Annotated in this window: 14 protein-coding genes; 12 read left to right on the forward strand and 2 right to left on the reverse strand. The window is 61.4% G+C overall.

Annotation, left to right across the window (positions count from 1 at the left end; genetic code table 11):
- Window positions 1-6 precede the first annotated feature (6 nt).
- The 3 genes from AC1L6K_RS09615 (at window position 7) to AC1L6K_RS09625 (ending at window position 2424) form a co-directional block, all read left to right on the forward strand.
- A complete protein-coding gene (locus AC1L6K_RS09615; protein WP_480952463.1) occupies window positions 7-1248 on the forward strand; it encodes an LLM class flavin-dependent oxidoreductase in 1242 nt (413 codons plus the stop codon).
- Between the two features lie 142 nt (window positions 1249-1390).
- Window positions 1391-1906 carry a flavin reductase family protein gene (locus AC1L6K_RS09620; protein ID WP_480952464.1) on the forward strand — a complete coding sequence of 172 codons (516 nt, stop codon included), beginning with the start codon at window positions 1391-1393 and terminating at the stop codon, window positions 1904-1906.
- Complete coding sequence (locus AC1L6K_RS09625; protein WP_480952465.1) at window positions 1903-2424, forward strand: NAD(P)H-dependent oxidoreductase; 522 nt, start codon at window positions 1903-1905, stop codon at window positions 2422-2424. Before AC1L6K_RS09620 ends, AC1L6K_RS09625 begins: the two co-directional genes overlap by 4 nt.
- An 18-nt stretch (window positions 2425-2442) precedes the next feature.
- On the opposite strand, the gene AC1L6K_RS09630 is transcribed toward AC1L6K_RS09625, so the two are convergent.
- Entirely contained in the window at window positions 2443-3663 is a 1221-nt protein-coding gene (locus AC1L6K_RS09630; RefSeq protein ID WP_480952466.1) for an MFS transporter, read from the reverse strand.
- 72 nt (window positions 3664-3735) lie between these two features.
- Here AC1L6K_RS09630 and ftsY point away from each other — a divergent pair, with 72 nt between their 5' ends.
- From ftsY to AC1L6K_RS09665, 7 genes are all read left to right on the forward strand, one after another.
- The gene (gene ftsY / locus AC1L6K_RS09635; RefSeq protein WP_480952467.1) at window positions 3736-4929 is read left to right on the forward strand and encodes a signal recognition particle-docking protein FtsY; all 1194 of its coding nucleotides are present in this window, start codon (window positions 3736-3738) and stop codon (window positions 4927-4929) included.
- A gap of 541 nt (window positions 4930-5470) precedes the next feature.
- Window positions 5471-10072 (forward strand): choice-of-anchor G family protein, encoded by a 4602-nt coding sequence (locus AC1L6K_RS09640; RefSeq protein WP_480952468.1) that lies wholly within the window; start codon window positions 5471-5473, stop codon window positions 10070-10072.
- A gap of 107 nt (window positions 10073-10179) precedes the next feature.
- Window positions 10180-10932: a DUF5819 family protein gene (locus tag AC1L6K_RS09645; RefSeq protein ID WP_480952469.1), complete on the forward strand. Its 753-nt coding sequence runs from the start codon at window positions 10180-10182 to the stop codon at window positions 10930-10932.
- The gene (locus tag AC1L6K_RS09650; protein ID WP_480952470.1) at window positions 10929-12062 is read left to right on the forward strand and encodes an HTTM domain-containing protein; all 1134 of its coding nucleotides are present in this window, start codon (window positions 10929-10931) and stop codon (window positions 12060-12062) included. Before AC1L6K_RS09645 ends, AC1L6K_RS09650 begins: the two co-directional genes overlap by 4 nt.
- A 359-nt stretch (window positions 12063-12421) precedes the next feature.
- Window positions 12422-13087, forward strand: coding sequence for a response regulator transcription factor (locus AC1L6K_RS09655; protein WP_480952471.1), 666 nt, complete (start codon window positions 12422-12424; stop codon window positions 13085-13087).
- Between the two features lie 226 nt (window positions 13088-13313).
- Window positions 13314-14669 carry an ammonium transporter gene (locus AC1L6K_RS09660; RefSeq protein ID WP_480952472.1) on the forward strand — a complete coding sequence of 452 codons (1356 nt, stop codon included), beginning with the start codon at window positions 13314-13316 and terminating at the stop codon, window positions 14667-14669.
- Complete coding sequence (locus AC1L6K_RS09665) at window positions 14666-15004, forward strand: P-II family nitrogen regulator (protein ID WP_444531654.1); 339 nt, start codon at window positions 14666-14668, stop codon at window positions 15002-15004. The genes AC1L6K_RS09660 and AC1L6K_RS09665 overlap by 4 nt, the downstream gene beginning before the upstream one ends.
- Before the next feature lie 139 nt (window positions 15005-15143).
- Here the strand turns inward: AC1L6K_RS09665 and AC1L6K_RS09670 are convergent, their stop codons facing one another.
- A complete protein-coding gene (locus tag AC1L6K_RS09670; RefSeq protein WP_480952730.1) occupies window positions 15144-16565 on the reverse strand; it encodes a glucose-6-phosphate dehydrogenase in 1422 nt (473 codons plus the stop codon).
- A gap of 409 nt (window positions 16566-16974) precedes the next feature.
- Between AC1L6K_RS09670 and ffh the strand changes: the two genes are divergently transcribed.
- Together ffh and AC1L6K_RS09680 are read left to right on the forward strand one after the other, a co-directional pair.
- A complete protein-coding gene (gene ffh, locus AC1L6K_RS09675) occupies window positions 16975-18549 on the forward strand; it encodes a signal recognition particle protein (RefSeq protein ID WP_480952473.1) in 1575 nt (524 codons plus the stop codon).
- A 411-nt stretch (window positions 18550-18960) separates the two neighbouring features.
- Window positions 18961-19710: an alpha/beta fold hydrolase gene (locus AC1L6K_RS09680; protein ID WP_480952474.1), complete on the forward strand. Its 750-nt coding sequence runs from the start codon at window positions 18961-18963 to the stop codon at window positions 19708-19710.
- Window positions 19711-19718: the final 8 nt, after the last annotated feature.

The raw sequence follows: 19718 nt of genomic DNA on the forward strand, positions 1-19718 counted from the left end.
GACATCATGCCAAATTCCCATGAAACCCGATCCGGGTTCACCCCCACAGGCCGGCTGCACTTTGGCGTCAATCTGGTGGGACCGGCCTCCGAGCTGAGTTTTGAGCAGCTCCGCACCCAGGCCCAGACAGCCGAGCGGGGGCTATTTACGCTGGTGACACTGGATGAACGGTATTGGCTGCCTGAGGACCCCGGTGCCGCATCCACCACGGACCCGGCCGGCAGCAACGACGTGGCAACCCTGCTGGCCGCGCTGGCGGCCGTGACCAGCAATATTGGCGTCGCGGTGGCAGCAGCGCCCGATTATGACGACCCCACGAACCTCGCCCACACAATCGCCTCCCTTGACAAGCTGTCGGGCGGCCGGGCCGCCTGGCAGCTGTTGGCCGACGGCGCCAGATACGGCCGCGATGCCGCGGAATCCGATGCTGAGGAACTCTATGATGACGAGTCCGACGTCGAGGGAGTCGCCTCCGCGGACGGGCGCCACGGCTTCGTCGATTCCGTTCAGCGCACCTGGGATGCCTGGGAGAAACCCGCGTCAGGCGAGGCCGGACCGGTTGAAACGCTCGGCGCGTTTGAACGCGGGGGCCAGCTCTACAGTGTGGGGCTGGGCGCAGCACTGCACCAACCAGATCGGCGCCGCCCGGTCCTCATCCATGCCGGCGACACCGCCCAGGAACGGGCCTTCGCCGTCGAGCATGCCGACATCGTCACGTCCGCCCCCGCGACCATTGGCGACGCCCTGGCCCTGCGACGGGACATGGTGGCCCGCAGCCTCGACAGCGGACGCGGCTCCAGCGACGTGAAAATCCTCCAGTCCGCCACCTTCATCCTGGCGCCGACACAAGCCCAGGCGTTGGCGAAGGCTGACTGGATCCGCGCACAATTGCCCGACTCCGTTTGGGACCGGCAGGCGTTCATCGGATCCTATTCCGGTGTTGCCGACCTCTTGCAGGACTTTGCCCGTTCCGGGGCGGTGGACGGATTCACCCTCATGCCCTGGTTGTTCCCGGACGAGCTCGCAGACATTGTCAACCATCTCATCCCGGAGCTGCAGGCCCGCGGAATCTATCCCACCGACTACGTCGCCGGCACCCTGCGGGAGAATCTGGGCCTGCCGGAAGGCAGCAGCAAGCGGAACGGGACCAGCCATGCCTTACCGGTCATGGAGGTGGGCGATCTTGGCGATGTCCGACTGGACCTGGATCTGCGGATGGAATTGATAGTGCAGAAACTGCAGGCCTGAAGCAATGGCTTGGAACGGCGAGTGTTACGCCGCATCACGGCATGTTGACCGGTGTTGAGCCGTGTTGCAGCGCGTTGCAGATCGCTTGAACGTACGCCCTCCGGGGTGATTTTGTAGCAGTACTGCCACGAAAGGAACCACCATGACAACCCAACCGCCCGTCACACCGAATCAGCTGCGCAATGTCCTGGGCCACTTCGCCACCGGACTGACCATCATCACCGCAGCCACCCCGGACGGCCCCGTTGGCTTCACCTGCCAGTCGTTTGCCTCCCTGTCCCTGGAACCGGCGCTTGTCACCTTCAGCCCGGCCCGGACGTCATCCACCTGGCCGCTGCTGCGGGCCGCGGGACGCTTCACCATCAACATTCTGCCCGCCGAACACCAACACCTGTCGGCACAGTTTGCCCGCTCCGGCACTGACAAGTTCGCCGGCGTTGGCTACACCGGCTCGCCCTCTGGAAATCCCGTGCTGGACGACGCATTGGCCTGGGTGGATTGCGAGCTGCACCAGGAGTACGACGGCGGCGACCACACCATTGTGGTGGGTTCGGTGCGGTCATTGGATGCCCGGGCTGAGGCTGAGCCGCTGCTGTTCTACAAGGGCGCGTATGCCCGGGTGCAGCCCGCACCTGCGCTTGTGGGGGAGGCCGCGTGATCATTGTGGGCATTGACGGCAGCCCTTACGGACCTGGCAAAACGGCAGCGGCAGTCTCTGCGATTCTTGCCGGCGCAGCCGGCCGGGGAGCGGAAACGGAGCTGATCCGCCATGACCACCCCGACGTTGTGGCCCGCATCGGTGCGGCCGACGCCGTCGTGCTTGGCAGTCCCACCTACCGTGCCACGCACACCGCAGCGCTGCGCACGCTGCTGGAGAAGATCGATCGCAAAGCCGGCGCGGAGCAGCTTGCCGGGACACCCGTCGCCGTGGTCATGACGGGCGCCTCGGGGGAACACTTTCTGGGCACCCGGGATCTTTCCGCAACACTGGCCGGCTTCTTCGGTACACAGGTGCTGGCCCCCGACCTGTATTTTCACGGCACGGATTTCAATGCCGAAGGGCTGCCGGCAGGAAAGGCGGCGGATCTTGCCGTGCTTCACGGTGAGGCCCTGGTTGACCTTGCTGTTGCCGTCAAGGGATCGGCGGCGCTCAAGGCACTGCGCCCTGTCGTGTGAGACGGCCTCACGGGTGCCCTATTTAGGGGTGGGGTCCTTGGCGGGCAGCCAGAACAGGAAACTGACGAGGGCGACGGCCGTGGCCATGAGGAAGGCCACGCCGTAGGAGAACTGGTCCACCAGGAAGCCGGCGGCGATGGGGCCGATGATGGCACCCAGGTCCGAGCTCATCTGGAAGGTGGCCAGCACCTTGCCGCCCGAGCGGTCGTTGCCGATGACGTCGGCAACTGTCGCCTGCTGGGCCGGGCCCATGAGCCCGCTGCCCAGGCCGGCGATTGCGGAGACGAGGAAGAACCAGAATTCGTTTCCGGTGAAGCCCAGCACGCCCATGGCAATGCCGTTCACGGCCAGGCCGGACAGGATCATGGGTTTGCGGCCCCAGGTGTCGGCCAGCTTGCCCGAGAACGTCAGGGCCGCTCCGGTGCCAATGGCGAACACCGCCAGGGAGATGCCGGCCACTTCGGGCCCGGCGCCCAGGGCTGCCGTGGCAAAGAGCGGAACCAGGGCCATCCGGATGCCGAACGCGGACCAGCCGTTGGCGAAGCCCGACGTCAGCACCGCCCGGTAAGCGGGCAGGCCCAGCGCCTCGCGCAGCGGCAGGATATTCTTCTTCAGTGAGGCTTGGGCACGCTCGTGGACAGGGATGGGGAGCGCGGCCGGCAGGAACGTGGCCACAAGAATCGCCACCAGCAGCAGTGCCGCGGCGTAAACAAGGAACGGCAGCTGCATGCCCAGGCCTGCGAGCAGCCCGCCCACGGCGGGGCCGGCGATGTTGCCCAGCAGGAACGAGCCGGAGTACAGGCTGGAGACGCGGCCGCGGGCCTTCGGCGGAGCCATGCGGATGAGCAGCCCCATCGCAGCGACGGTGAACATGGTGGAGCCGATGCCGCCCAGGCCCCTGAACAGCAGCAGCTGCCAATAGTTGCCGGCAAAAGCGCAGGCGGCCGAGGAAGCGCCAACGATAAGAATTCCCAGTATGTAGGTGCGCCGTTCACCCATGCGCTCCACGAGCCAGCCGCTCAACGGGGCGAAGACCAGCCGGGTGAACGCGAAGGCGCTGACCACCACGGCGGCCGCTGCCACACTCACGTCGAAACTCTGGGCGAATTGCGGCAGGACCGGGGCCACAATGCCAAAACCGATGGCGATCAGAAACGCCGCGGCGACCAGGACCTTGATCTCGCGGGGAAGCTTCACAGCATCCGGCTCGGAAACTTTACGGGACTGGGGACTGGTCATTGGCATCAGCTAAGAGTTTGCCACACGCGCGAGGAAGGCAGTCGCCGGCAGCCCCCGTGAGAGACTGGGGGAGTGAACGATACTCTCCTCATCATTGTGTCCATTGTCGTAGGTCTCGCCATCATCGGCGGTCTCATTCCCGTCTTCCTGAAGGCCGGGCGCAACAAGCAAAACTACGTTGGTCCGCGCGACGCCAATGACCCGGCCCCGCTGGATGCCACCGATGCCCAAGGCGGCGGCACCCTGGTGGAGGATCGCCCGGAAACCCCGGTCCCGCCGTCGGACGTGGAAACCGCCGAAGTTGCACCGGAAGCTCCCTCGGCCCCGACACTCGAGAAGCCGCTGCCCGTTGAAGGCCGGCTGGTGCGCCTGCGCGCGCGCCTGGCGAAGTCCAACAACGCCCTGGGCAAGGGGTTGCTGGCGCTGCTGTCCCGCGACACCATCGATGAAGATGTGTGGGAAGAGGTTGAGGAGACGCTGCTGCTGGCCGACATTGGCACCGATTCCACCATGGAATTGGTGGACACGCTGCGCGAGCGCGTGAAGGTTTTGGGCGTGCGCAGTCCGGAGCATGTCCAGGCGATGCTGCGCGAAGAGCTGGTCAAGCTGGTCGATCCCACCATGGACCGCAGCCTGAACATTGAACGCCACGACGGCCGCCCGGCGATTCTGATGGTTGTCGGCGTCAACGGTGTTGGCAAGACCACCACGGTTGGCAAGCTGGCGCGCGTGTTCGTCGCCGAGGACAAGGACGTGCTCCTTGGCGCGGCCGACACCTTCCGTGCCGCGGCCGCCGAGCAGCTGGCAACCTGGGGTGCGCGTGTGGGTGTTCCCACGGTGAAGTCCGACGTCGACGGGGCAGACCCGGCGTCCGTCGCCTTCGAGGCGGTGAAGGCAGGCATCGAACAGGAAGTTGATGTGGTCATGATTGACACTGCCGGCCGCCTGCAAAACAAGGTCGGCCTGATGGACGAGCTGGGCAAGGTCAAGCGTGTCATTGAAAAGCAGGCAACTGTTGATGAGGTCCTGCTGGTCCTGGATGCGACCACCGGCCAGAACGGACTCACCCAGGCGAAGGTCTTTGCCGAGGTCGTGAATATTTCCGGCATCGTGCTGACAAAGCTTGACGGCACCGCAAAGGGCGGCATCGTGGTGGCCATCCAGAAGACGCTCGGTGTGCCCGTGAAGCTCATTGGCCTGGGCGAAGGGGCGGACGACCTTGCCCCCTTTGACGCTGAAAGCTTTGTGGATGCCCTGCTGACTTAAATCAGTAATTTCACGTGGGTTTCCCTAACTATTTGGGTCCCCATGTGACAGAAATACGTAAAGTGCCCGCCTCGGCGGGCACTTTAGTTTAACTTTGTCGTAACGATTAAGGGGCATGGCCCGTTTGGCGATGATGTTCTGGCCACTGAATCTTAGGCAACTATCCAATGGGTGGCCAGGTGGCCAATCCGCGGGAATGGTTGCGACTCCCAACGAACCCGCCAAATAGAAAAGCAAATGCACGGCCTTGCCGCTGCAATAAAAGGCGCCTTGTCCATACGGCTAATCCGGACTAGTCGAACGCCTAACTCGTTCCACCCCGCTGGCTAGGCCGCTGCCCCCTATTGGCATTCCGGATATCGCCATTCGACTTTGTAGCCTCACTTGCGGGGGCGTTCATGCGCGTCTACTTTTCGAAAAGTGCGTTGAAAGGAACAAAGTGATAGACGAGATAAGGAGCCGTGCAAGCGGTCGGGGTGCCCGATCTCTCCGCACGGGCTCAAAATGGTTGGCGGGCGGTGTCGCGGCCAGCATGGTGTTAATGTCCATGGGCGGAGCGAGCGCAGCGCCCATCACCCCTGACGATCATTCAGAGGCCTTGGGTCAGGTCATCAACATTGAGTTGTTAAGAGCTCAGCTACTCGAAGCCGCCTCAAGCCATGGCAGCAGCCCCAGTGACATCGACGAGAACCATAATCCCATCGATCTAGAACTTCTTGGTGCGCTGGGTCTCAATCTCGGCAGTCTCCCACTGCCGCTGATTAAGGATGCAGGCGCGCCTAATGGTTTGTTGGAATTGGGACAGGCCGGACTGCTTCACAGCTACGCACACGCTCCCAATGCGACGACTGCAACAGCAGCCGCCGGTGTAATCACAGAAGACGGCGCAATTGCGGTAGATACGTCAGGTAACGGCGGAACTACCGACGGGGCGCGCGTAAATCTAACTGACCTTTTGGATCAGTTGGCGCTCACTCCTGCCACTGCGGGCATTGTCGACCAACTGGCTCTTGAAATCGGCGCGCTGGCGTCCAAGGCAGAAAAGACAGGTGGACTTGTTGACAGTGACTATAAAGTTGCTGGCACACAAGTTGTGCTCCACAGTGACACGGTCACTGGAGTCTCCGCCGCATTGGGTACCCTCCTTGACGGCGTCGGAGGCACCCTCGAAACAGCACTGGGTGAGACCGGTCCGTTAACAACGGCGCTCGACCTTGTCCCGGATATCAACATACCGTTGCTTTTGAACGTCGGCCTGGGGAGTTCTACAGTTACAGTCACCGGCCTTGACCAGGCACTTGCAGGCATTAAGTCGGGTCTTTTGCAGAGCACGCTGACGGACACGTCCGGCATCGTATCGTTGAACCTCGCTGATGGCACAGTGAAGATTGACCTTGCGCAGGCTGTTGCTGGCCCGGATGGTGGCCTCAATGGTCTTGGCGCAAATACTGAATTGATCAATGACGCCACACTTGCGAAGATCACTGAAGGGCTGACAGAGATCGTTGGCCCGAACGACGCCCAAGGCAACCTGGCGGAAAACTCACTGGTCAACCAGCTCAACGTAGCGCTAACGGATGCGCTTAATGCAACACAGCTGACGGTGGAAGTTCAGCTTGCTGCATCAGCTTTGACTTTGGTTGAGGTCAGTGGCGACACATTGACACTGGTAGGAAGCGTGGGTGGCTTCCTCGGTTTGGAAGGGGCTACAGCTCCCACAGTCAGTACTGATCTAATTGTGTCAGTCTGCGTGCCGATTACGGGGCCATGCGTACCGATTCCCGCTGGCCAACTGTTGAATGAGATTGTCACGCCCTTGGGCGCCACGGTTTTGCCTTTGGTCGGGGAAGTTCTGCAGGAGGATGTAATCGACAGCGTGCTCGGAAGCATCACGCCTGCGGTTGCGCCGATTCTTACTACGTTGTCCCCAGCAATCAATGACGTACTCGCCAACGTTGTTCAGATCACGGTTAACGCTCAACCAACTCCGGGCGAGCTGGGAGCCGGATCATTCAGTGTTAGCGCCTTGTCCTTGGACGTTCTTCCTGGTGCAAATGTAGTAGCCATCGATCTGGCTACTTCATCGGTTCGGGCTTTGGACGCGTTGCTAACTGCCACCATTGCAGTTGATCCCGCAACCGTAGAAGCCGGCGAGACAACTGCGGTTTCCGGTACTGGCTGGCTCACGGGCGAAACTGTGACTATCCAGCTCAAGGATGGTCTCGGCGCTGATGTTGGCACGCCGGTTGTCGTCACCCCTGACGCCCTTGGAGCCATCACGGCAACCTTGCCGGTGCCGAGCGGCACGCCCGCTGGCACTACATACCAGGTGTCCGGCTCAAATGTGAGCGGCCAGACTGCTTCGGCTCCGTTGGTTGTGACTGCGGCTCCGGCTGCAGCTGCGACTGTTGTTGTTACTCCTGGCACAGTTGAGGCTGGTAACGCGACGCAGGTATCCGGTGAGAATTGGACTGCCGGTGAGCTTGTTTCGGTTCAGTTGATTGATTCTGGTGGCGTTGACGTTGGTACACCGGTGACGGTGACTGCTGGTGTTGATGGAACGATTAGTGTTCCGTTGCCGGTTGGTGTTGGTACTGCTGCTGGTAATTACACGGTGGAGGCTTCTAACTCGACTCAGACTGCTTCGGCTCCGTTGGTTGTGACTGCTCCGGTGGTTGTTCCTGATGTGACTGTTGTGGTTGCTCCGACCACTGTTGAGGCTGGTACTTCGACGACGGTGACTGGTGAGAACTGGACTCCGAATGAGGAAGTTACTGTTCAGCTCGTTGACGGTGACGGTAATCCCATTGGTGATCCTGTGACGATGACTCCTGGTGATGATGGTTTGCTCACCGTTGATCTTCCGGTGGGTGTTGAGACTCCTGCTGGTGATTACACGGTGGAGGCTTCCAACTCCACTCAGAATGGTGAAGCCGCTTTGGCTGTTACGGCTCCGGTGGTTGTTCCTGATGTGACTGTTGTGGTTGCTCCGACCACTGTTGAGGCTGGTACTTCGACGACGGTGACTGGTGAGAACTGGACTCCGAATGAGGAAGTTACTGTTCAGCTCGTTGACGGTGACGGTAATCCCATTGGTGATCCTGTGACGATGACTCCTGGTGATGATGGTTTGCTCACCGTTGATCTTCCGGTGGGTGTTGAGACTCCTGCTGGTGATTACACGGTGGAGGCTTCCAACTCCACTCAGAATGGTGAAGCCGCTTTGGCTGTGACTGCTCCGGTGGTTGTTCCTGATGTGACTGTTGTGGTTGCTCCGACCACTGTTGAGGCTGGTACTTCGACGACGGTGACTGGTGAGAACTGGACTCCGAATGAGGAAGTTACTGTTCAGCTCGTTGACGGTGACGGTAATCCCATTGGTGATCCTGTGACGATGACTCCTGGTGATGATGGTTTGCTCACCGTTGATCTTCCGGTGGGTGTTGAGACTCCTGCTGGTGATTACACGGTGGAGGCTTCCAACTCCACTCAGAATGGTGAAGCCGCTTTGGCTGTTACGGCTCCGGTGGTTGTTCCTGATGTGACTGTTGTGGTTGCTCCGACCACTGTTGAGGCTGGTACTTCGACGACGGTGACTGGTGAGAACTGGACTCCGAATGAGGAAGTTACTGTTCAGCTCGTTGACGGTGACGGTAATCCCATTGGTGATCCTGTGACGATGACTCCTGGTGATGATGGTTTGCTCACCGTTGATCTTCCGGTGGGTGTTGAGACTCCTGCTGGTGATTACACGGTGGAGGCTTCCAACTCCACTCAGAATGGTGAAGCAGACCTGGCTGTTACCGATAATGAGAACCCGGGCGAAAATGCGGGTGATCCGGACTTCGAACTGGTGCCGAACGTCGTCACTGTCGGACAGGAATCACTCGTCTTGGGCGAGGGCTACACTGCTGATGAAACAGCCACTGTCAAGATTCGGGATGATGAAACAGGCGTGGAAACCACGCTGACTTCTGATCTGGTGATCTCCGCTACCGGTGAAATCAGCTACACCATCAATACCGATTCCCTGGCTGTTGGTCCTCATCGCGTAACAGTTGTCGACAACGCGTCAGCTGTGTCGACCTGGCACTACTTGGTCGTCAACGCTGCCAACCCGGAACTCCAGCCTGTCAAGGTGGATGTTACGCCGAAGACAGTTGAAAAGGGCAGCACAACATTGCTGACCGGTGCAGGCTTTACAGCTGAAGGTACGGCCAACGTCTACATCAGCCCGGCTGTCCAGCCTGCGGCAACCATCAATACATTTGCCGTTGTTGGTGAAACCCTCTTGGCCGGTGACCTGCCGATCAACACGGACGGGAAATTCTCCCTTCGCATTGACTCCACAGATCTGGACCTCGGTGACTACGAACTTCTTGTCGCTGACAACAGCACCGAACGTTGGGACATGGCGACGTTTACTGTGGTGGCCGTAGACGACAACACAGCCAACAACACGGCCAACAACACGGCTGCAAATACGGCCACGAACGAAGCCGCGAACACGGCTGCGAACACTGATGTGAACGCGGCTAACAACACGGCTGCGAACACTGATGTGAACGCGGCTAACAACACGGCTGCGAACACTGATGTGAACGCGGCCAACAACACTGCTGCGAACACGGGCGTCAACACGGCGGCTAACACTGATGTGAACGCGGCTAACAACACGGCTGCGAACACGAGCGTCAACACGGCGGCTAACACCGACGTGAACACGGCGGCTAATACCGACGTGAACACGGCGGCTAACACTGATGTGAACGCGGCCAATAACACGGCTGCGAACACGGACGTCAACACGGCGGCTAATACCGACGTGAACACGGCTGTGAACACTGCAACCAACACGGCGGCTAACACTGACGTGAACGCGGCTAATAACACGGCTGCCAACACGGACGTCAACACGGCGGCTAATACCAACGTGAACACGGCTGTGAACACTGCAATCAACACGGCGGCTAACGCCAACGTGAACACGGCAGCCAACACGGCTGCAAACGGCAAGTCTCAGGGGAACGGCGGGTTGGCAAGGACCGGCGCGTCCACGACCCTGCTGCTGGCAGGCGGCGCACTAGTGCTGCTTCTGGGAGCGGGAATGATTGCGTTTACTCGTAAGCGTAAGAACTCCTAACCAGTAACATGGGTGGGGCCGGGAGCATGAATCATGCCCCCGGCCCCACCTTCCTTTTCAGTCAAGGACCGTCAGGGTCATGACACGGCACCCACAGAAGGCATTTCGTGAAGATCAGGCGCATCGGACGACTCTCAACAATCGTCTTGATAGTTGGCGGAATCATGGCAGGCGGCCACCTGGCCGCCACGTTGGCATTCACCGGCCCTCAAACTCCGTTAAAGGCTTCACTGCAGCCTGAACTTAATAAATATTTCCTGGGCCCGTTGGACCAGGGCTGGAGCCTCTTCGCTCCGGGCCCCTATTCCCAGGACGAATATTTCCTTATGCGTGCCTGTGTGAGTTCCCACGACGTCTGTGCCAAGGGTTCCGCGGCCGGTGCCAAATTTACCGCGTGGGAAAACATTACCGAACAAGAAATGGAATCGACTCGGCTGAACATCTTTGCCAACCGGGAGTCCAGCCAGTCCCAGGTGGTCCACAGCAGGTTTTGGTCTGAGTCTGCCAAGCTCTCGTCCGACCAATCCAAAATGGCCGAAGCAAACCACATTGCGGGGCAGCCGGTTTTCGGCGTGGATCTGAACTCCGCGGCAGCCCCCAAGAAGTACTCGACGGACGAACTAATCACGCTCAAGAACTACCAGCGTCTCGAAGACGTCGCTGTCGGGTTTGCTTCACTCAAAGCCCACGAGCTGTGGGGTGAAAAAGTCACCTTGGTTGAGGTGCGGATGCGCCGCGATGCTCTGGTTCCATTCGACCAGAGAGACGACAAAGACGCGAAGCCAACGTCCACCTACGTAAAAATTGGCTGGCGCGATGCAATGAAGTTCGACGACGACTCGATGGCGGCCTGGAAATGACGCGCAACACCACCGGAACCACTTCAGTCACTGCAGCCGGAAACGAAGCACAGTCCATTCGAGGGTGGGTACACAGGCACAGGGATGTTCCGGTGAAGTTCCTCAACGGAATCCTTGACTGGTTCACCAGCAATCGCCACGCCGACTACGGCCTGGCCGTGATGCGCATCGCCTCCGGCACGTTCATCCTCGGCTGGCTCGTCCTCAACATTCCAATTGCCACCCGTATCTGGGGCCCCGGTTCGGCCTACTGGGACGGCTACCGTGAAATTCTCGGCTACCAATGGCCGCTGAACCTCCTGCGCGACGCCGGCACCGGCCCGTTCTGGCTTTGGTATGTCGCAGCAATTCTGTTGAGCATCGCGTTCCTGTTGGGCTGGCGCACGCGCATCATTACGCCACTGCTGTTTGTCTTTTACGCCGGCATCGTCGCCCAGAACACGCCGATCGCCGACGGCGGCAACTACTTCATCCGCATCATGCTCATCTATCTGGTGTTCGCCGACGTCTCCCGTCGCTGGTCGCTGGATTCCCGCCGTCGTGCCCGGAAAAACCTCCAGGAGCACGAAGCCGCCACCGTTCTGCACAACCTGGCCCTGTGCCTGGTCATTGGGCAGTTGTGCCTTGTCTACCTCGAAGCCGGCCTGTACAAGGTCCAGGGCACGCTGTGGCAAAACGGCACGGCCATGTACTACCCGTTGCAGTCCGAGGCATACGGCGTATTCCCCTGGATCTCGGACCTGGCCACCCACTTCACCTGGGCCGTGGTGCTGGTGACCTACTTCAGCGTCCTGGTCCAGATCGCCTTCACCTTCATGCTGTTCAACAAAATAACGCGCCGCCTCGCCCTTCTCGGCATCCTCGCCATGCATCTTGGCATCGCCGTGCTCATGGGCCTGCCGTTCTTCTCCGGCATCATGGCCTCGGCCGACGCCGTGCTGGTGTCCGGGGCAACCTGGGTGTTGATTGTTGGCTGGCTGGGCCGCACCGGCCGCTCTGTTTGGGGCCGCCTGCCGTTCCCGTCCAAGACAAGTACGACGGCGGACCGCCCACCTGCCGCCGGAACCGGAGCTGACGCGTTGGACCCGGCGGGTCCCGGGACCGCACCTGCATTGGACAAGGTTTCATAGTTCTGCCCGCCCCGACTTTCAAGGCAATTCCGGCAAAGTAGTCTGCGAAAAATTCAGGCTTCTTTGCCGGAATTATTTAAGGCTGCCCGGGCCAGCTAAAGCTACTGATCGGTAACCATTCGGCCGCCGTCATTTAGTGGGACGGCTAAGACACTTAGCCAATTGGTCAAATATTGTGAGCTATGATGGTAAAGGCAAATCTGGGTGAATTGCAGGGTTAACAACGTTGGTTTGTTTGACCTGGCGCGCAAGCGGCAACCACCTAGGAATTTGCTATTTCAGGAGCCAGTGGGGACTGGTTCTGTGACATTTTCTTTGACATCAACAAAGGAAATTTCTTTTTTTGGGGGCGTAACACGATGAATCTTGGTCTTGCAGAAAAAACCGCTACGTTGCGGATGGCCGTGCTGGGGTGCGACTATGTCACCGGCCTGGGCCTGGCCCAGCTGCTGCACCGTGCGGATTTTATCGACATGGTGAAAAGCGCTGCCGACTCCGCTGAATTGTTGGCGGTGATGGAGGATGCACCCGTTGACCTGGTCCTGGTGGATGCGGGCATACGGGCAGAATCACTGGCCCATGCGTGCAGGGCCTTGAGCCACAGGGTCGATTCCCCCACCATTGTCGTCATGGGGGATGTGCCCTATGAAATGGCCGAGTCGCTCGTTTTTGAGGGTGTCAGCGCCATTTTGAATCACGGACTGTTGGCAGAGGATCTCCCTGTCGCCCTGCGCATGATCCACCGTGGCGGGGCGCTCCTGTTGAGCGACAACGCGCGTGAGGCCATCATGGCCCGCAGTAGCACCTTCAATCCCAACCACCGCATCCGCTACGACAGCCTCAACACCCGGGAACGCGTTGTCGCCCAGGGGGTCGCCGAGGGCATGACCAACGGTGAACTGGCCGCCTCGATGCACATGAGCGAAGCAACGGTGAAACTGCTGGTCTCCAATGTCATGAACAAGCTGGGAGCCTCCAACAGGGTGCAGGTCGCCGTGGTCGTCACCAAGGCACACGTGGCCTGAGCTGCCTGCAATCGGGCACCGCGTAAATTCGGGCTGCCTGTCCGGCCGGGAAACATTCCGGAAACATGCCCGTCTCGCCAACTTAACCAGGTGGCGGCAAATGTAACGCCGTGGAAATATTTTCCGCGCCACCACGAAACACGCAGGTCCCAACATTGTAAGAGTCCACATTGCACAGCCCCGAAGAAGCGGCGCGCAGCATCTCTTGCAACGAAAGGCCAGCCCAATGAATACTGGCGATACAGCTTGGGTCTTAGCATCCGCATCTTTGGTGCTGTTGATGACCCCAGGATTAGCATTTTTTTACGGTGGCATGACCCGGGCAAAGGGCGTGCTGAACATGATGATGATGAGCTTCGGTGCCATCGCCGTGGTCGGCGTACTCTGGGTCCTGTTTGGCTACTCGGCAGCATTCGGCACTGACGTCGGCGGGGGATTGTTGGGGAATCCGTTCGAGAAATTGGGTCTCCAGGGTGTCCTTGACACTTCAGACAGCATGCCGCTGGTAGGCACCATCCCTGAGATCGCCTTCGTAGGCTTCCAGGCCGTGTTTGCCATCATTACCGTCGCACTTATTACTGGTGCAATCGCAGACAGGGCCAAGTTCGGTGCCTGGTTGCTTTTCGCGGCCATCTGGGTCACCGTTGTCTACTTCCCGGTAGCTCACTGGGTCTTCTCCTTTACCGAAGACGCTGACGGCAACCCCACAGGCGGTTGGATCGGCCAGGGTTTGGGCGTCATCGACTTTGCCGGTGGTACCGCCGTTCACATCAATGCCGGCGCAGCTGCACTGGCGCTGGCCCTGATCTTGGGCAAGCGGAAGGGCTTCGGCAAGGATCCGAGTCACCGCCCGCACAACCTTCCCTTCGTTATGCTCGGCGCTGGCCTGCTGTGGTTCGGCTGGTTCGGATTCAATGCCGGTTCCGCTCTGGGTGCCAACGGTCTTGCAGCTTACGCTTGGATTAACACGCTTGCCGCACCGGCTGCTGCAATCTTGGGTTGGCTCTTGGTTGAAAAGCTTCGCGACGGTCACGCCACCTCGCTTGGCGCCGCCTCGGGTGCCGTTGCCGGCCTTGTTGCCATCACCCCCGCCTGCTCGACGCTGACCCCCATGTGGTCAATGGTGCTTGGGCTGCTGGCCGGGGCGGTCTGCGCCTTGGCGGTTGGCCTGAAGTACCGCTTGGGCATCGATGACTCGCTCGACGTCGTCGGCGTTCACCTTGTCGGCGGCATCGTTGGAACCTTGTTCATCGGCCTCGCCGCAGATCCCAACTCGCCGGCAGCCGGCCAGGGGCTGTTCTACGGCGGCGGGCTTGAGCTGCTCGGCAAGCAATGCATCGGCGCCTTCGCCGTCATGCTCTACTCCTTCATCATCGCCTTTGTGATCGGCTGGATCATCAACAAAACTATCGGCTTCCGCATCTCCAACGAACACGAGGCGGCAGGCATCGACGTTTCGGTCCATGCAGAGTCAGCCTACGATCTTGGCGGCCGCAACTCCGGCAGTTTCCACCCCCTGCTGGAGAAACTCCACCAGACCGCCACCGAATCCCACACGAGCGAAACAAAGGTTGACGCATGAAACTCATCACGGCAATCATCCGGCCCGAACAGCTCGACGACGTCCGCGGCGCCCTTGAAAGCTACGGCGTCCAGGGACTGACCGTCAGCGGCGCCCACGGCTACGGGCGCCAGCGCGGCCACACCGAAATCTACCGCGGCGCTGAATACACGGTTGACCTGCACGCGAAAATCCGCATTGAGGTCCTCGCCACGGATGAGCAGGCCTACGACCTGATGGACATCATCGTTGCCAGCTCCAACACCGGCAATGCCGGGGACGGCAAGGTGTGGCTTGTCGAGGTGTATGAGGCCGTCCGCGTCAGGACGGGCGAGCGGGGCGTCGCAGCCATCTAGATCATCACCATGAAAACGACTGGGCCCACGCACCCTGGGTTCCCTGGCCGGGCTTGCGAGGTTAGGGAGGGTGTGGGGGAGGCACCCGGGTTGGCAGGACAGCTAACCCGGGTGCCGCCGTCGTCGGCGTTGTACGGAGTCAGTCGTTGCTCGTGGTCCAGTCGGCCGGGCCGTTGGTGCCGGCCGCGTATTCCTCCATGGGAACGTCGCCGGACTTCCAAGCGGCAAAGGCGGGTTCAACAATGCGCCAGCACTCCTCGGCCGTGTCGCCGCGCACCGACAGCAGCGGATCGGCGCTGAGGACGCCGTCGAGCACTTCACCGTAGGGCAGCAGCGGGTCGCTGGCCAGGGCCGCCTCGAGGTGGACGCGGTCAAGGGTGAACATGTCACCGGGGCCGTTGACATCCAGGTCAAGGGTCAGGGTTTCCGGGCCAAAGCCAATGTGCAGGCGGGTGGGGCTGTCAGTGCCCTTGAAGCCAACCGGCAGGTGGGGCACCGGCTTGAAGGTCACCACGGCTTCCTTGCGTGAGCGTCCCAGCGCCTTTCCCGAGCGCAGGATGAACGGAACCCCGGCCCAGCGCCAGTTGTTCACGTACACCTCAACCTCGGCGAGGGTTTCGGTGTTGTTGGCCGGATCCACGCCTTCTTCGTCGACGTAGTTGGGCACCTTGCGGTCCCCGACGGTGCCCTTGGTGTAGCGGGCCCTGCGGGTGTGGGTGGCGAGGTCGCCTGCACCGTCGGGGCCGACAGTGCTCGCCCGCAGCACCGCGGCCAGGTTGGACCTGACATCGTTTTCACCCAGGGTTGCGGGCGGTTCCATGGCGATGATGGCCATGATTTGCAGCAGGTGGCTTTGGATCATGTCGCGGCCGGCGCCGGCGTGGTCGTAGTACCTGGCCCTGTTCTCCAGCGTCAGTGGCTCGTCAAAAATGATCTCCACCTTTTCAACATGCGCACCGTTCCAGGAATGCTCCAGGAGCCGGTTGGCAAAGCGCAGCCCCATGATGTTCAGGACGGTTGACTTGCCCAGGAAGTGGTCAATCCTGTGAATGTGGTCTTCGGGAACCAGCTTCGCCAGGGTGGCGTTGAGAACCTCGGCCGACTCGGTGCTTGAACCAAACGGCTTTTCCATGACCAGGCGGGTGCCCGGCGGCAGATCCTTCTTTGCCAGCATCTCGCACGCCTTCTGGCTCACCGCCGGCGGCAGCGCAAAGTACAGCGCCACGGGCCCCTCGACCTCCTTGAGGAGTGCGCCCAGTTCGCCCTTGGCGGTGACATCAAGCTGGTGGTAGCTGCTTTTGCCCTGGACACGCTTGAGGTCCTTGATCCCAGCGGGTGTGGAAACGCCGCCGGGGGAGAGTGCGTCGGAGAAGCTGTCATCGAGCCGCTCCTGCCACTGTTTGGGCGACCAGTCGTCGCTGCCGGCGCCAACCAACGCCAGCCCCGGAGCCCGGCCCGAGGAAATCAGCCGGGCCACGCCCGGCAGCAACAGCCTGCCGGTGAGGTCGCCCGAGGCGCCCAAAATGACGAGAGTCTTGATCCGCGCGCCGGAGCCGTCCACCTCAGCCGGTGTCCCGGCGTCGTGCTTGGCTTTCGAGGCTGTCCGAGTGGCGGCAGTCGGGGTGGCGGAGGACGGGATGGTGGCTGCAGTGGTTTTGGTCACGTCTTCAGCATGCCACCATCCGGGAGTTTTTTCTCCTCCCCGGGCCCGGCCCCCGGCATGTTTCGGCTCCGGGCTTTCTCCCGTGGGGCAATCGACAAAGTTGGGCGCCGTGTGCAGCGAAGGGCCCCGGCAGTTGGTACCCTTGATAGTTGAGTCCCTCAGGAAAGGGAGTGGGAGGGGGCCAAGCGCCCCGTTCCGCCGGTCTCATCCTGACTAACGTAAATTGCCGCGCCTGCATGCGCGGCCAGGTCTTCGGGCCCGGTCGCGCGGGCGTTGGTTAATCCCTGACGAAAGAAGTACGCGGCGCGTGTTCAACTCACTGTCTGATCGGTTGACAACAACCTTCAAGAACCTGCGTGGCAAGGGCCGGCTGAGCGAGGCCGACGTCGATGCCACAGTCCGCGAGATCCGTCGCGCCCTTTTGGATGCCGACGTTGCCGTGCCGGTGGTGCGTGAATTCACCGCCAAAGTGCGCGAACGTGCGCTCGGTTCCGAGGTCAACGAGGCCCTGAATCCGGCGCAGCAGATCGTCAAGATCGTCAACGAGGAACTCGTTGCCATTCTTGGTGGGGAGACCCGCCGCATCAACCTGGCCAAGAACCCGCCGACCGTCATCATGCTGGCCGGTCTCCAGGGTGCGGGCAAGACGACCCTTGCCGGAAAACTCTCCAAGTGGCTCAAGGGCCAGGGGCACAGCCCGTTGCTGGTTGCCGCCGACCTCCAGCGCCCCAACGCCGTCAAGCAGCTGCAGGTCAACGGTGAGCGCGCAGGCGTTCCGGTGTTCGCCCCGCACCCGGGCGTGTCCAGCGAATTTGAATCAGCCACCGGCGATCCCGTAGCCGTTGCCATGGCCGGTTTGGCCGAGGCCAAGTCCAAGCTGTACGACGTCGTCATTGTTGACACCGCCGGCCGCCTGGGCATCGACGCAGAACTGATGAAGCAGGCCGCGGACATCCGCGCCGCCATCAACCCCGACGAGGTCCTCTTCGTCATTGACGCCATGATCGGCCAGGACGCCGTCAACACGGCCCAGGCGTTCAACGAAGGCGTCAACTTCACCGGCGTCGTGCTGACCAAGCTCGACGGCGACGCCCGCGGCGGTGCGGCGCTCTCCGTCGCTTCCATCACCGGCAAGCCCGTCATGTTCGCCTCCACCGGCGAGTCCCTGGACGACTTTGAGCTGTTCCACCCGGACCGCATGGCCAGCCGCATCCTGGACATGGGCGACGTCCTCACGCTCATCGAGCAGGCCGAGAAGAACTGGGACAAGGGCGAAGCCGAGCGGATGGCGCAGAAGTTCGCCGACCAGGAAGACTTCACCCTGGACGACTTCCTCGCCCAGATGCAGCAGATCCGCAAAATGGGCTCCATGAAGAAAATGCTCATGATGATGCCCGGCGCCGCCAACATGCGCCAGCAGCTGGAAAACTTCGACGAGCGCGAGATTGACCGCGTCGAGGCGATCGTCCGCTCCATGACACCTCACGAGCGCGTCGCACCGAAGATCATGAACGGCTCCCGCCGCGCCCGCATCGCCAAGGGTTCCGGTGTCCACGTTTCCGAGGTCAACGGCCTGCTGGAGCGTTTTGGCCAGGCCCAGAAGATGATGAAGAAGATGGCGCAGGGCGGCGGCATTCCCGGCATGCCAGGTGTTGCCGGCCCCGGCGGTTTCAACAGTGCCCGCAAGGGCAAGCAGAGCCCCAAGAAGAAGGCACGTTCCGGCAACCCGGCCAAGGCTGCCGCCGAATTGAAGGCCGCACAGGAAAAGGCCAACGCGCCCAAGTCCCTGCCCACCGGTGCATCATTCGGTGCCGGCGCCGAGGACTTCGACCCGGCGAACCTGAACCTGCCCAAGGGTTTCGACAAGTTCCTGGGCAAGTAGCCCTTAGTTCCTTTGAGTGTCCGGAAGGCCCTGTTCTTCGTCAAATTGCGACGGCGGACAGGGCCTTTCGCTGTTTACGGGGGCTTCGCGGCGTCTGCCGCCGCCTTCGCCCGCGCCCGACGCCAGCTTCGCCCGCCTTCGCCTTCGCCTGCCTGTGCATCTGAGCAAATTGCGTAATTATTGCCTCGAATGTGCGCCCCGAATCGGGTTCTTGGTGCCGCGGGGGTCGTTGTGGTGATTCGATCCCGGCCGGCCGGGATCGAATCACCACAACGACCCCCGGGGCTGTGAACAGTGTCTGAAACGGTGGCGAATGTCCGCAACGACCCCGTCATCCATCACCCGCGGGCGGCCGGGGAACCCCGCACCATCCATGCGACTCTTGTCAGGGGCGTCCGGTAACCTGCTTGAATGAGTAAAACCCGGATTGTGTTTGTACACGGCATGGACGGCTATGGCGTTGCAGCCTGGCCGGCCCAACACCGCCTGGCCGGGAAATACGATTGTCTCTTTCTCAAGCGGACAGGTTTCGACGCCGTCGAACCTCCCAAGCCCAGCAACTTTGCCGCCGACGCCCGCATTATTATTGAGGCCCTGGACTCGGGCGGATACGTCGTTGCACATGCCCAAGGCGCCATCGCTGCCATGATGGCTGCCGTGGAGCGTCCCGACTTGGTGAAGTCACTGGTTCTGGTGGAACCGGCGCTGCTGTCGCTCACGGCCGAACTTCCAGCAACCAGGGCTTACCGCGAAAACGTTGAGCCGCTGTTTGCCCGCAGTGCGGAGCTGACGGACGCGGCCTTCTCGGCGGAGTTCCGACGGGTGACGGCTTCCATGACCGGGCCAGGCCGGACCGGATACAACCCGGGCGCCGCAGGTGTGGTGCGGCCGCGCCCGGCCGAGTCTTCGGCCAGAATCGCGGCACGCATCCACCTGCAGGCGCCTCAGTGGGAGGCTCCACTGCACATTGTTCCCGGGGTTCCGACGCTGGTGCTGACAGGTGGCTGGGAGCCCCTGTATGAGGAGATCGCCGATTACCTCACTACAACCGGGGCCGTGCACAGGATGTCCCCCGGCGGCCACCGCCCCCACGACAGCCCCGAGGGTGCGGAGCTGATCGCTGAATTCATCGATGCCCAAGGGGACGCTGCCGGCGCCTAACCCGGCGC

The organism is Specibacter sp. BI4 (assembly GCF_056680095.1).